Annotated in this window: 17 protein-coding genes; 13 read left to right on the top strand and 4 right to left on the bottom strand. The window is 71.4% G+C overall.

The genetic code is table 11. The features are described 5' to 3' along the window. Window positions 1-122 precede the first annotated feature (122 nt). Window positions 123-629: a haloacid dehalogenase-like hydrolase gene (locus ACWCPW_RS03735; RefSeq protein ID WP_449759951.1), complete on the bottom strand. Its 507-nt coding sequence runs from the start codon at window positions 627-629 to the stop codon at window positions 123-125. 260 nt (window positions 630-889) lie between these two features. Here ACWCPW_RS03735 and ACWCPW_RS03730 point away from each other — a divergent pair, with 260 nt between their 5' ends. The 3 genes from ACWCPW_RS03730 (at window position 890) to ACWCPW_RS03720 (ending at window position 3276) form a co-directional block, all read left to right on the top strand. Continuing rightward, window positions 890-1642, top strand: coding sequence for a Mu transposase domain-containing protein (locus tag ACWCPW_RS03730; protein ID WP_449760209.1), 753 nt, complete (start codon window positions 890-892; stop codon window positions 1640-1642). After that, window positions 1639-2532: an IS21-like element helper ATPase IstB gene (gene istB, locus ACWCPW_RS03725; protein ID WP_449759950.1), complete on the top strand. Its 894-nt coding sequence runs from the start codon at window positions 1639-1641 to the stop codon at window positions 2530-2532. The genes ACWCPW_RS03730 and istB overlap by 4 nt, the downstream gene beginning before the upstream one ends. Before the next feature lie 114 nt (window positions 2533-2646). Then, window positions 2647-3276: a class I SAM-dependent methyltransferase gene (locus ACWCPW_RS03720; RefSeq protein WP_449759949.1), complete on the top strand. Its 630-nt coding sequence runs from the start codon at window positions 2647-2649 to the stop codon at window positions 3274-3276. Between the two features lie 159 nt (window positions 3277-3435). Here ACWCPW_RS03720 and ACWCPW_RS03715 read toward each other — a convergent pair whose 3' ends face one another. Together ACWCPW_RS03715 and ACWCPW_RS03710 are read right to left on the bottom strand one after the other, a co-directional pair. After that, window positions 3436-3825, bottom strand: coding sequence for an HAD family hydrolase (locus ACWCPW_RS03715; RefSeq protein WP_449759948.1), 390 nt, complete (start codon window positions 3823-3825; stop codon window positions 3436-3438). Between the two features lie 268 nt (window positions 3826-4093). Continuing rightward, the gene (locus ACWCPW_RS03710) at window positions 4094-4735 is read right to left on the bottom strand and encodes an NAD(P)-dependent oxidoreductase (protein ID WP_449759947.1); all 642 of its coding nucleotides are present in this window, start codon (window positions 4733-4735) and stop codon (window positions 4094-4096) included. A 181-nt stretch (window positions 4736-4916) separates the two neighbouring features. On the opposite strand from ACWCPW_RS03710, the gene ACWCPW_RS03705 reads away from it, so the two are divergent. After that, window positions 4917-5414 (top strand): MarR family winged helix-turn-helix transcriptional regulator, encoded by a 498-nt coding sequence (locus tag ACWCPW_RS03705; protein ID WP_449759946.1) that lies wholly within the window; start codon window positions 4917-4919, stop codon window positions 5412-5414. A 125-nt stretch (window positions 5415-5539) separates the two neighbouring features. Here ACWCPW_RS03705 and ACWCPW_RS03700 read toward each other — a convergent pair whose 3' ends face one another. Continuing rightward, complete coding sequence (locus tag ACWCPW_RS03700; RefSeq protein ID WP_449759945.1) at window positions 5540-6199, bottom strand: TetR/AcrR family transcriptional regulator; 660 nt, start codon at window positions 6197-6199, stop codon at window positions 5540-5542. A 103-nt stretch (window positions 6200-6302) separates the two neighbouring features. Between ACWCPW_RS03700 and ACWCPW_RS03695 the strand changes: the two genes are divergently transcribed. The 9 genes from ACWCPW_RS03695 to ACWCPW_RS03655 all read left to right on the top strand — a co-directional run bounded on the left by ACWCPW_RS03695 (window position 6303) and on the right by ACWCPW_RS03655 (window position 12842). Continuing rightward, window positions 6303-6623, top strand: a complete 321-nt coding sequence (locus ACWCPW_RS03695; protein WP_449759944.1) for a hypothetical protein — start codon at window positions 6303-6305, stop codon at window positions 6621-6623. 56 nt (window positions 6624-6679) lie between these two features. Next, window positions 6680-7108 (top strand): VOC family protein, encoded by a 429-nt coding sequence (locus tag ACWCPW_RS03690; RefSeq protein WP_449759943.1) that lies wholly within the window; start codon window positions 6680-6682, stop codon window positions 7106-7108. 207 nt (window positions 7109-7315) lie between these two features. Then, on the top strand, window positions 7316-7840 hold the full coding sequence (locus ACWCPW_RS03685; protein ID WP_449759942.1) for an SRPBCC family protein: 525 nt from the start codon (window positions 7316-7318) through the stop codon (window positions 7838-7840). Between the two features lie 204 nt (window positions 7841-8044). Further along, on the top strand, window positions 8045-9238 hold the full coding sequence (locus ACWCPW_RS03680) for an ROK family transcriptional regulator (protein WP_449759941.1): 1194 nt from the start codon (window positions 8045-8047) through the stop codon (window positions 9236-9238). 278 nt (window positions 9239-9516) lie between these two features. After that, window positions 9517-10245 carry an ROK family protein gene (locus ACWCPW_RS03675; protein ID WP_449759940.1) on the top strand — a complete coding sequence of 243 codons (729 nt, stop codon included), beginning with the start codon at window positions 9517-9519 and terminating at the stop codon, window positions 10243-10245. A 132-nt stretch (window positions 10246-10377) separates the two neighbouring features. Next, window positions 10378-11421, top strand: coding sequence for an SIS domain-containing protein (locus ACWCPW_RS03670; RefSeq protein WP_449759939.1), 1044 nt, complete (start codon window positions 10378-10380; stop codon window positions 11419-11421). Between the two features lie 182 nt (window positions 11422-11603). Further along, window positions 11604-11984, top strand: coding sequence for a hypothetical protein (locus ACWCPW_RS03665; protein ID WP_449759938.1), 381 nt, complete (start codon window positions 11604-11606; stop codon window positions 11982-11984). Window positions 11985-12146: 162 nt separating this feature from the next. After that, window positions 12147-12641 carry a metallophosphoesterase family protein gene (locus ACWCPW_RS03660; RefSeq protein ID WP_331771173.1) on the top strand — a complete coding sequence of 165 codons (495 nt, stop codon included), beginning with the start codon at window positions 12147-12149 and terminating at the stop codon, window positions 12639-12641. A 45-nt stretch (window positions 12642-12686) separates the two neighbouring features. After that, window positions 12687-12842 (top strand): hypothetical protein, encoded by a 156-nt coding sequence (locus ACWCPW_RS03655; protein ID WP_449759937.1) that lies wholly within the window; start codon window positions 12687-12689, stop codon window positions 12840-12842. Window positions 12843-12848: the final 6 nt, after the last annotated feature.

Here is a 12848-nt window from a genome sequence, read left to right as displayed (position 1 = left end):
GGACTCGGACTCGGACCCGGCCTGGCCCCGGCCTGGCCCCGGCCCGGACCCGGATCAGGGCGTGTGTGGCGGTGTTCGCCCGGCGGGAACGCATGGGCGTGCGTACCCATGCGCTGCATCGGCTACCGGGAGCGCAACACCACGTAATCGGCGCCGAGTCGGGCGCGGATCCGGGTCAGGTGGGCGGGGGAGGGGTCGATCAGATAGCGGTGGGTCGCTTCGGCCAGGAGCGGGAGGTCGACGGAACTGTCGGTGTAGGCGTGGGTGATCGGATCGGTGATGCCGGCCGCGCGGATTCGGGCGACCTTGCGCGGGCCGCGACAGGCGGGCAGCGGTCGCATGCCGGTGCGGCCCGGGATGACACGGGAGGCGATCACGTCCGCTGAGCCGAGGCCGAGTTCGCGGCAGATGGCGCGGGCCAGGGGGTCGGCGCACGAGGTCGCGACCACGACGCGGTCGCCGGCGGCGAGGTGTGCTCGGGCCCGGGCGAGGGTGATCGCGACGGTGCACCGCGTGTTCGCGACCCCGTCCCAGGAGGCGTTCCTGGAAGGGCACGTGGAGGCGTTCGAGGCGCTGGGCGGCTGCCCGACGGTCCACATCCGGTACGACAACCTCAAGCCCGCGGTCAAGGCGGTGTGTTTCGGGCGGTCGCGGACGGAGACCTCGCGGTGGGCGTCCTTCCGGTCGTGGTTCTCCTTCGAGCCGTTCTACTGCATCCCGGGCGAGGAGGGCGCGCACGAGAAGGGCGGGGTCGAGCACGAGGGCGGCCGGTTCCGCCGCAAGCACCTCGTCCCGCCGCCCGCGGTCGAGTCGTTGTCGGAGCTGAACGAGCGGCTGGCGGCGATCGACCTGCGAGGACGCCCGGCACGTCCACGGCCGGCCGACCTCGATCGGGTTCGACTTCGAGCGGGAACGCGAGCTGCTGCGGCCGCTGCCCGCGGACGACTTCGAGACCGGCACGGACCTGACGCCGGTGGTCCACCGCAACGGCCGGATCACGGTGCGACAGGCGTATTACTCCGTTCCGGCCCGGTTCATCGGCGCCAAGGTCCGGGTCCGGCTGCGGGCGAACGAGCTGTGGGTGTTCGACAAGCGCGAGGTCGTCGCGCGGCACCCCAGGCTGACGCGCCGCTACTCCTACCACGACATCCTCGACCACTACCTGGAGATCCTGCTGGTCAAGCCCGGCGCGTTCGCCGGGGCCGCCGCGCTGGCCCAGGCCCGCGCTGAAGGGGTGTTCACCTCCGCGCACGAGGAGTTCTGGGCCGCGGCGAAGGCCAAGTGCGGGGAACGCGAGGGCACCCGGATGCTCATCGAGGTGCTGCTGCTGCACCGGCAGCTGCCCGCCGACGCGATGGCGGCCGCGCTGCGGACCGCGGTGCGGATCGGGTCGGTCAGCGCGGACCTGGTGGCGATCGAGGCCCGCAAGTTCGCCGAGGGCCCCGCCGACGACGCCACCGCGGTTGCGCCGGGTGAGGCGGATGGCGGGCGGGTGATCGTCCTGCACGGGCGGCGGCTGCCGCCGGACACCAGGCCGCTGCCGAACATGGCCAAGTACGACCGGCTGCTGCGGCCGGCCCTTCCCCACTCCGACCGTCGTGACCAGCACGGCGAGCACCAGCAGAGAGGCAGCAGCGCATGAGCCCCACCCCCTCCAGGCCGGCCACCGCCGAGCACGCCGCCGACGCGGCACGGGAGGTGGCCGGGGAGGTGTTCGACCGGCACGTCCCGCCCTCGCGGGTCCCGCTCCCGGATTCGGAGTGGGAGGACCAGGTCATCGACGAGGCATGCCGCGAGCTGCGGCTGCCGACCATCCGCGCCAGGTTCGAGGGACTGGCGGGGACCGCCGCGCGGGAGAAGTACTCCTACAAGCAGTTCCTCGCCGACCTTTTGCAGGTTGAGTGCGTGGACCGCGACACCCGCCGCAAGCAGCGCATGGTCCGGGCGGCGAAGTTCCCGAGGCAGAAGCGGATGGAGGAGTACGACCCGACCTGGAACCCGAACGTCCCGCCCGAGGTCGTCGGCCTGATCACCGACCCGTCCTGGGTCCGCGAAGGCCGCCCGCTGGTGCTGATCGGCGACTCCGGGACCGGTAAGTCGCACCTGCTGATCGGGGCCGGGACCGCGGCCGCCGAGGCCGGGCTGTCGGTCCGCTACACCACCACCTCAGCGCTGGTGAACGAGCTGGCCGAGGCCGAACAGGCCCGCCGCCTCTCGTCGGTGATCGCCCGCTACAGCAAGGTCGATCTCCTCTGCCTGGACGAGTTCGGCTACCTGAATCTCGATAAGAAGGGCGCGAAGCTGCTGTTCCAGATCTTCACCGAACGGGAGGAACGCAAGTCCACCGCGGTCGCGAGCAACGCGCCTTTCACCGAGTGGGACCGCACCTTCACCGATCCGAGGCTCTGCGCGGCCATCGCGGACCGGCTCACGTTCAAGGGCATCCTCGTCCAGACCGGTTCCGAGTCGTTCCGCCTGCGGGCCACCGAAGCCGAACACGCCGCCGAAGCAGCCCGGAACGGGCGGCTCTGAACCTGCCTCAGCAATTCAAGTACTTGACCATCGCGTCGCCGGCATCCGCCGCGGCGCGGTATTCGGCACAGGGCGGGAGAACGGCTGCGAACGGCGGGTGTTAGCTTCCTTCCCGTGGTGGAGCATCAGGAGGAGACCAGGTCGGCCTACGACGGGGTCGTGGAGCTGTATGCGTCGTTGTTCGCTGATCGGCTGGAGACGCAGCCGTTCTCGCGGAACATGATCGGCACCTTCGCCGAGCTGGTGCGTGGGACGGGGAACCCGCGGGCGGCCGATGTCGGCTGCGGGCCCGGACATCTGACGGCCATGCTGCATGACCTGGGGCTGGACGCCTTCGGGCTCGACCTCTCCCCGGCCATGGTCGACCACGCCCGGCGGGCCCATCCGGCGCTGCGGTTCGACGAGGCGCGGATGGAGGCCCTGCCGGTCGAGGACGGCGCGCTCGGCGGCGTGCTGGCCCACTACTCGATGATCCACACCCCTCCCGAAGAACTACCCGCGCTGCTCGCCGAGCAGGCGCGTGTCCTGGCACCAGGGGGCCTGCTCCTGGCCTCGTTCTTCGCGACCGACGGACCCGAGCCGGTCCGCTTCGACCACAAGGTGACACCCGCCTATAGCTGGCCGGCGGACCGGTTCGCCAAGCTGCTGGCCCGGGCCGGGCTCGTCACGTTCGCCCGGCTGCTCCACGACCCGGCCTCTGAGCGGGGCTTCCTCGACGCCCACTTGCTGGCCCGCCTCCGCTAGAGCATGGCCTTCGCAGCGGAACAGGCGCTGCCACCTGCGTGCCACCGGGCCCTCGCGCACCACGCCTGTCAGGGACACGGCCGCGCGAGGGCCCGGCCCACTCACGCTATTGCGGACCCAAGGGCCTCTACGCCGACCGCGATCCCGGCACACCCGAAGTCACCCGAAAGGGGTGGCTCTCAAACTCGTTGCCCGAACCGGACCTGAACAACAGTCCACGCCCACCACGAACGGAGCAACCTGGCTCCCGATCACGTTGCCCGAGTGGCTCCGAAACAACCTGTCGAAAACAGCCAGGGCCTCGAATCGGAGTGCGGGCAGGCCGATGGTGGCGACGCGGAGGAGGATGGCGAAGGCGTGGCGTCGGGTTGCGTGGAAGGCGTACAGCGGGCCGACGATCGGTAGGCACAGCACCGCTGCCACGACGCGCCATCGGGAGCGGCGCAGGAGCGCGCGGTTGAAGTGGCCGAACGAGTCGCCTCGGACGAGGGTGCCGTCGAGGTCGAAGACGGCCAGTGGGCGGCGGGTGGTCGCCGGGGTGCGGGTCAAGGGCGGGGCCTCTCCCTTTGTTCGGAGGGTTCAGTCGATCCGCCCGCGCCCGGTGACCAGTTGCTTGGCGATGACCGAACCCGAACCCGGATTCGACCCTGGACTCGAACCTGGATTCGACACCGGATCCGGTGTCGAATCCAGGTGCGACGCGGTCGAACGCCGCCTCGCGCACTCGATCACCGAGGTCCTTACCCACCGGGAACCCCGAACCGCCACCGCCGGTTCGGGGTCGGTTCTCCGGTCATCCGAGCGGATCGGGACGGCCTCAGTACGCGACGGTGAAGCGGGAGCGGTGGTGCTTCGGCTGCTCCGCCTCGTCGATGAGGGCGACCGCGAGGTCTTCCATGGAGATCGCCGAGACGCCGTCGGCGTCGATCAGGAGTTCGTCGGTGCCCACCCGGAAGGTTCCGGTGCGGATGCCGGGCTCGAGGTTGGCGGGCGGGCTCAGGTAGGTCCAGTCGACGTTGTCGTCGGCGCGGAACACGTCGAGTTGGGCGTTGCAGGCGAGGGCGATGCCGCGCCATGCCGTCGGTACGAACCTCGGGTCGTCGACGGCCATCGTGTCGCCCGCGTCCGGGACGGTCAGGCTGCCCGCGCCGCCGACGGTCAGCAGGCGGACTCCGGTTCCGGTGAGGCCGGCCAGCAGCGCCTCGGCGGTGTCGGCCAGCGCCTGCTCGCTGCCGTGTGCCGGTCGCGTGGCGCTGATGACAAGGTCTTGGCCGGTGCTCAGCGCGGCCACGTCCGTGACTTGCGCGGCGTCGCCCACTCGGGCTGCGGCATCGGGGTGCAGCTTCGCGAAGCGGGCCGCGTCACGGACCACGGCGGTGACCTCGTGGCCTCGGGACAGGGCCTCGGACACGACGCGGCTGCCCACGTTTCCGGCTGCTCCGAACACGGTGATGCGCATGGTGGTGCCTCTCTCTCGGAGGGTTCGACCGACTGCTCGGGCCAGGCTGGGCAGGATGGATCGGATGGATCGAACCGAGCGGTTGATTCCTTAGTGCTAAGCAAAAGATACCTCAACGCTAAGATAATTGGGAAGCGGGAGGCGGCCCGGTTCATCGGATCGCCTCGGCTAACCTGACGCCGTGGCAGATCACGTCGACCTTGTGCTGGAGCAGTGGGGTACGCAGCGCCCCGACCTGGACGCGTCCCCGATGGCGGTACTCGCCCGGCTGTCTCGTGCCGCGCGACTGGTCGGCGCCGAGCTGACCCGGACCTTCGGTGAACACGGGCTCGACGCCTCGTCGTTCGACGTACTCGCCACGCTGCGCCGGCACCCGCCCCCGCATCGACTGAGCCCCACCGAACTGATGCGCGCTTCGATGGTCACCTCGGGCGCCATCACCCAGCGGCTCGATCGCCTGGAGGCGCGCGGCCTGATCTCCCGCACCACCAGCACATCCGACGGCCGCGGTGTCCTCGTCGCGCTCACCGACGAGGGCCGCGATCTGATCGACGGAGTCCTGCCCGCGCACATCGACACCGAAGAACGCGTGCTCGCCGCCCTCACCCCCAAGCAACGCGCCGCCCTCGCCGACGGCCTCCGTACCCTCTTGGAATCGCTCGGCGACACTCGAACCTGACCCACACACGACGACCCGCTCCAACCCCCGCCCCACGCCGGATGGCCGCCCCCTGCGAGCGCCATCCGGCGCGGTGGTGGTCGCGGCGACGCGCAGGCGGAGGCGGCTCGCTCTGCGGGTGACGCCTACGGGTGGTTCGGACTTGGGTCCGCGTCGGGGTAGGTGCCGAGGGCGGGGGCCAGGAGGCTGAAGAGGTGATCGGCTTCCGGGGTCACGATGGCCGCGATGCGGTCGGTGGGGTCGCCGGCCAGTGTGAGTTCCTGGACGCGTTGGAAGAGCAGGCGGTGGGCGGCGGCGAGGAGGGCCGCGGCGGCCCGGGGGGCGATGGTCGTACTCGCGTCGGGAGGAGCGGCGGCGGCGAGGGCTTCGGCGAGAGCGTCCTCCCGCTGATCGTGGAGGTCGCGCAGGCGGGCGGTGAGCGTGGGGCTGTCCGCGACCATGCGGGCGAAGTCGAAGCCGGCGAAGCCCGCGACGGGGTTGTGCTCGTCGAGGGCGGCGTCGAACTCCCTTTGTAGCGCGCCGAGTGCCGATTCGCCGTCGGCGCGTCCGATGACGGCGCGGGCCAGGCTCGCGGTGAACTCCTCGTGGTGGTCGAGGGCCAGGTCCTCCTTCCGCGGGAAGTAGTTGGTGACCGTCTTCTTGGCGACCCGGGCCGCGGTCGCGATCTCGGCGATGGTCGTCTGTTCGAAACCCTGCTCGATGAAGAGCCGAGTGGCGTGGTCGGAGATCAGTTGCCTGGTCTCCTGCTTCTTGGACTCGCGCAGCCCCAGCGGTTCGATACCCATGTGCGAATCTTACACTCGTCGTAAAAATATGCTTGACGGCATGAGTGGCTCTGCATAAAGTTACGTCCGTCGTAAAGTTAGGTTCGATGGAGGGAGATTGCAGATGCGAAAGATCCACCCCGCCGGTTCGCGCACCGATCGATTCGACATTGCCGGGTTCGACATCGTCGGGTTCGACGCGTCCCGGCTTGACCCGGCCGGGCTTGACCCGGCCGGGCCCGACGCGGCCCGGCTCGGCCTCGTGCAGGTCGGCTCCGTGCAGCTCGAACCCGTCAAGTTCGGTACCGCTCAGGGCCTCGGCGCTGCCCCGGCCCCGGCGGCCCCGGCGTCGACGCCTCGGCGGCTGATGCGTGAGCTGCCCCGTACCGGCCGCGGCAGGGCGACCGTCCGCACCAGGTACCAGGCACCTCGCCGCACCTACTGAGCCCGCCCGGGCCGAGCGCCCGTCCGCCTTGCCGGCCACCACTTCGAGGAGCCCCCATGCATGTCGTCACCTCCACGCTTTCCCTCACCGTCGCCGACGTGGATGCCTCTCGGCACTTCTTCACCTCCCACCTCGGCTACCGGGTGACCGCGTCCGCCGACGGCTTCGCCTCGCTCGGCCGGGACGACGACGCCGTCGACATCGTCCTGCTCCGCCGAGGCATCGAGGTGCTCCCGGTCGAGCAGCGTGACCGACAGGCGACCGGCCTGATCCTGGCGCTGACGGTCACCGACCTCGAAGCCGAGGAGGCGCGGCTGCGAGGAGAAGGCGCCCCCATCACCATGCCCCTGCGCGAAGAGCCTTGGGGCGAACGCCTCTTCCAGATGACCGACCCCAATGGAGTCGTCATCCAGCTTGTCGAATGGGCCACCCCGACCGACTCCGCGGGGGGCGAGGACACCACTGCGGGCACCACCACCGGGTGAACACTTCCTCCCCCGAGGTCGTCATCACCTCCCCGATGCCGTCGCGGCCGGGCCCACCTCGTCACGACCGACCGACGGGGTGCGCCCGGTGTGGTGGTCGAGGCCGGTCGGCCGCGCCGCGACCGGGGGCGGAGTATCGGGGTTTTCCGGGTTTGCGAGGGCGGCGATCGCGAATGGAACCGGGCTTGAACGGATAGCAGTACGCGCATGGTTCTTCACACGCGTTCCGTGCAGGTCGCAGCGTCCACCGACCGGGTGTACATGCTCTTGTCCGACACGGACAAGCTCCCCGAATACTTCCCTCCGGTGACCGCTGTCCGGGCCACCTCGGGGCGTGCGGTGGTGGTGACCGCCGGTGAGGCGGCGCACTCCGTCGCGGCCGAGGTCGATCTGGAACGGGACGGTCCCGGTACGCGGATCGAATGGGCCGTGCGGGGTACGCCGTACACCGGCATGGTGATCGTTCAGGACGGTCCGAGCGACGTGGACAGCATCGTCACCGTGGTGGTCGACGACGGTGAGGACCCGCTCGACCTCGGGGCGGTCGAGCGCGAGCGCATCCACGACGCGAGCCAGTTCGGGGGGAAGCAGGGGCGGGAGGCCCTGCCTGTGGACTCGCTCACCCGACACCGCCGGACCGGCACGGACGCCGACTTGGCCGTCGGCGACATCGTCGAACGCGGCCTCGACCACCTCCGCGCCTACGTGGAAACCGGTCGGCGGCAGGGCTGATCCGAGCCGCGCGCACCCCGACCGATGGGCCGCCGCGCCGTGCCCCAATGCGGTGCGCCGCGCCGCGCCGTGGTGTGTTACCCACCCATTCGCGTTGCGTTGCTTGTTTGTGTGTCGGGTCTGGGGTGGGTCTTGACGGACTCTTGACACCCCTTCGTGACGGGCCTAATTTTCTCTCATACTGAAATATTTTCACTATGAGAGGTGAATGTGGCGGAGACGGCCGATGCCCGGTGGGCCAACCGCTCCAGCCTGCTCGCGGTGCTGTTGGCCGGTGGGCAGCACAGCCGCGCGGGGCTCACCCAGCGGACCGGGCTCAGCGCGGCCACCGTTTCGAGGGTGGTCGAGGGGCTGCTGGACGAGGGCCTGGTCCGCGAGGGCGCGGTCCTCCAGACCGGGCGCCGCGGCCGGCAGGGCGTGGTGATCGAGGTGGCCGCCGAGCGCGGTGTCGCGGTCGGCGTCGACCTCGGTGGCACCACCTGCCGGTTCCTGGCCACCGACCTGCTCGGGCGCTCACCGCGCTATCGCGAGGAGCCCACCCCCCGGCACCTGGCCGCCGACGACCTCGCGGACTGGCTCGCGGAGCGGGTCCGGGCGCTGTACGCCGACTCGGCCGCGCCCGGCGTGCTGCGCGCCGGCGTGATAGGCCTGCCCGGTGCGGTCGCGGCCGACGGGTTGGGCGTGCGTGGTGCGACCAACCTCGCGCAGATCGAGGGCGACCTGTTCACCCGTCGGGTGCGCCGCGCGCTGGAGGGTACCGTCACCTTCGGCAACGACGCCGACCTGGCCCTGGAGGGCGAGTTGCGGCACGGCGCCGCGCGTACCGCCGACACCGCCGTGATGTTCACCGTCGGCGCGGGCTTCGGCGCCGGTGTGGCCGTGGATCGGCACATGCGGGGCGGACCGACCGGCCTGGTCGGCGAGTTCGGCTTCCTGCCGGTGGACTCCGACGACCACACCGTGGAGGAACTGGTCGGCGCCGAGGGCCTGATGCGGGCCGCGCGCGACGCCGGCCTCGATGTGGCCAACGCCGCCGACCTGTTCGTCGATACCTCGCCGGCCGCGCGGGCCGTGGTCGACCGGTTCGAGCGCGCGCTCGGAGTGGCGTTGATCGCGGTGACGATCGCGTACGAGCCCGAACTGGTCGTCCTCGGTGGCCGGGTCTCCGCCTCCATCGACGCCGCGATGACCACCCGGCTGCGCGAGCGGGTGCGCCGACGATTGCCCGCGTGCCCCGAACTCGCGCACTCCGAACTGGCCGACCTCGCGGGTGCGTTGGGCGCGGTATCGCGCGGACTCACCGCTCTGCGGATCCGCTTCGACGTCGCGGCGGACGCGGCGGCGGCGGTCCGGGCCGACCTGGACCTCGCCGCGCTGCTCGCACCGGCCGCACGCTGACGGAACGCCGCGCCGCCACTCGACGGCGCGAGCCCGCGAGACGCGTCACGCGCACCTCCGCACCCGTACGTCCCCGTCGGCGGCTCGGCTCCCACCAGGCGAATCGCATCGGGTCATCGACCCCGAACAGCCGGTAATCCGAACCGCGTTCCTCGCTCACCACAGCACAGCGCAAGGCCGAAGCCGAGATCGAAGCCGAGGCCGAGGCCGATGTTGTTCGCCGCGCTCGGCGGCGGCCGGCACGGCGGCCATCACCCCCTTCGCCCGACCCCACAAGGATGGTGACGACGTGTTCGACTCCGCCGACCTGGTCGACCCGCCGCTGCCGCGCGACTCCCTCGGGATGGTCGCGCGCGACATCGGCGGGACGCAGACGGCGATGGCCGCCACCGACGCGGCCGGTACGGTGCTCGCGGGCCGCCGGGTGGCCACCCGCGAGCCGGGCGAGGACATGGCGCACGCGCTGGATCGGCTGTTGCGGCCGGCCCGCGAGCGCCGCCGCGCTCACCGTCGGCGGCCGGATCGTGGGCGGCGTCCGGGGCGTGGCCGGCGAGATCGGCTACTCGCTCGTGCCGGGCCGGCCGGACGAGCCGGACCTGGAATCCCTGATCGGCGGCGGTCCCCTCGCCGCCCGCACGCAGACGTTGTACGCGCTCGCCGGCAGCGGGCCGCCGCCCGACGCGGCGGCGATCCCCACCTCCGCCGACCCACGGCTGCGGGCCGGCGCCGAACACGCCCTCGACGTGCCGGCGGGCCACGTCCTCAACCTCCACCTCGCCCTCGATCCGACCCGGATCGCGCTGGGTGGCGGGCTGGTGGCGGTATCCGACCGGATCCTCGACGTCCTGCGCGGCTTCCTCGCCAAGCACTCCCCGGGTACGCCCGATCCGGGCGAGGTGATCGTCGCGGCCCGCTATATCCACGACGGCGCGCTGCGCGGAGCCGCCGCCCTCGCGTGGGACGTGGTCCGCGGCGAACGACCGCGATGGGCGCCGGCGACCCGATGAGGCGGATCGAGGGCGGTGGGTGTTCGGGGGCGAGGAGGCACAGCCGAACGGTGGCGTGGCTCGGAACGCCGGTACGGCCCGGAACAGCGTGGTGAAGAAAGTCGTGACCCGAAGTCGACCGATGGGATGAACATGACGAACATCGCTCCCTCCACCCTTCCCGCCCCCGGTTCGGTGATGGCCGCCGAGATGGCCGAACAGCCCGACGTACTGCGCCGGTTGGTCGCGCGACTGCCGGAACTCGGCGCGACGATCCGGGCCGCGCTGCCGACGCCGCCGCACGGGGCCGTGCTGGTCGCGCGCGGATCCTCGGACAACGCCGCGGTGTTCGGTCGCTACCTGTACGAGATGGCGTCCGGACGTCCCGCCGGCCTCGCCGCGCCGAGCCTGGTCACCCGTTACGACGCGCGCACCGATTACACCGGCTATCTGGTCACCGCGTTGAGCCAGTCCGGGCGTACGCCGGAGATCGTCACGGCGGTCCGGGCCGCGCGCGAACGGGGTGCCCGGGTGGTGGCGGTCACCAACGAGGCGGACAGCGCGCTCGCGGCGGAGGCGCACGTGCTCGTCGCGACCGACGCGGGCACCGAGATCGCGGTCCCGGCCACGAAGACGGTCACCGCCCAGTTCGTGGCCATGGTCGGCATCGCCCTCGCGCTCGGCCCGTTGCCGTCGAAGCTCGCGGACCTCGCCGATCTGGCCCGACTCCCCGACGCGGTGGGCCGGGTCCTGGCGGGCGCGGCCGAGTGCGAGGCGCTTGCCGCGGACTGGGCGCACCACGACCGCCTGGTGGTGGCCGGCCGCGGCCTCGGCGGCGCGGTGGCGTTGGAGGGCGCGCTCAAGATCCGGGAGACGTCGGGGGTGTTCGCCGAGGGCATCTCGGTCGCCGACCTGCTGCACGGGCCGATCGCGGCGCTCGGCGACCGGGTACCGGTCCTGCTGGTCGACCTCGGCGGTCCGACCGCCCCGGACATCGCCGCCCTGCGCGCGCGTCTGGTGGCCGACGGCATACCGTACGCGATGGTCTCGCCCGAACTCGCCGACCTGCACTCCGAATCGGCCCGCGGCATCGCCACCACGGTGCATCTGCAATGCCTCGCCCGGACCTTCGCCCTGCACCGCGGCGCCAACCCCGACGCCCCGGTCGGCTTGGCGAAGGTCACGCCGACGACCTGATCCTTCCGAACCCACGGGCACGGCCCCTATCGCAGGGCCCAGATCCGGGGTCGCTACCTGAGACCCGAGCCGGAGTCCGAAGCATGGACATCCCGAAGGTGATGTTGCCGCGCTCGAATATCCGTGAACCAAGGACCCCGGACGCTGTCCGGTGTCGCCGGGTTCGTGGGAGGGTCGACGGCATGGCCATTGCGAAGAAGGGCACGCGGATCATCGTGGTCGACGGGGAGCGCTATCGCTGGGTGGTTTCAGCCGACAGCGGATCCATCGTCCTTGTCGTCGAACGCGCAGAAGAGGAGGGGCAGCGCCTGTCGACGAACTTCGAGCAGTCGGCTGTGATCACGCCGGGAGTGGTTGCCGCGGTGATCGAGGGTGCACACCGCCTCGGGTGGGCTCCCGAGCAGCGGGGCACGGAACTTCGGCTGTGGAACCTGGACCGGCATCCGGACCCTGCCGCCCTGAGGCTGCTCACGCGCGAAACGCTCCCGCCGTGGTCGGAGCGGGAGGGAAATCGGATACCGGCCTCGGAGGCCCGGGTGCATGCCCCATCGCCGATGTCATGACTGAGCCGTCGGCGGCGATCCCCGAACCCGAGCAGGCGATGCGTGACGGGAGCGGGTCGTCTGTCGTTCCGAACTTCCGCGAGGCGGGCGGAATTGCGGAGGTTTCGCGCACGATGGTGTCCTCGACGGTGTCTCGGCTCGTGCTCTCGTACTGTGGGAGGCATGCGAGTTCTTCTCACGTCCGACACGCACGTGCCCCAACGCGCCAAGGCCGTTCCCGAGCGGTTGCTCGCCGAGATGGCGGCCGTCGACGTCGTGATCCATGCGGGTGACTGGGTCGACGGGGCCGCGTTGGACCTGTTCGAGGCGCACTCGCGTCGCGTGATCGGCGTCTACGGCAACAACGACGGGCCGGATCTGCGCAGCCGGTTGCCGGAGGTGGCGCGCGTCGAACTGGGCGGCGTACGGTTCGCCGTCGTGCACGAGACGGGTCCGGCGGAGGGTCGGGAACGGCGGTGCGCGGCGCGCTATTCCGACGTGGACGTACTCGTGTTCGGGCACAGCCACATCCCGTGGGACACGGTCACCGACACCGGGCTGCGCCTGCTCAACCCCGGCTCGCCCACCGACCGACGCCGGCAGCCGCACCACACCTACATGACGCTGACCGCCGACGCGGGCAAGATCACCGACGTGGTCCTGCACGACCTGGACTGAGCCCCGGCGCACTTCGGGACCCGGCGCGGCGACTCGCCGCCCGGAATGGACGCGACCTGGGCCGATCTGCGCGCGCTGTTCGAGGAGCCGCGGATCGTGGAGGTCCTGGTGCCGGCGGGGTGGTGCCGCACGATCGCGTACGTGGCCAACGCGCTTCGCCCGCCGGCCGAGGAATGGGCGAGGCTCTGCCCGGAGGTGTGACGGCTC

This window comes from Embleya sp. NPDC001921, assembly GCF_053594475.1.
Note: the sequence above shows the minus strand (reverse complement) of the source record. Positions and strands in the feature narration are given on the sequence as shown.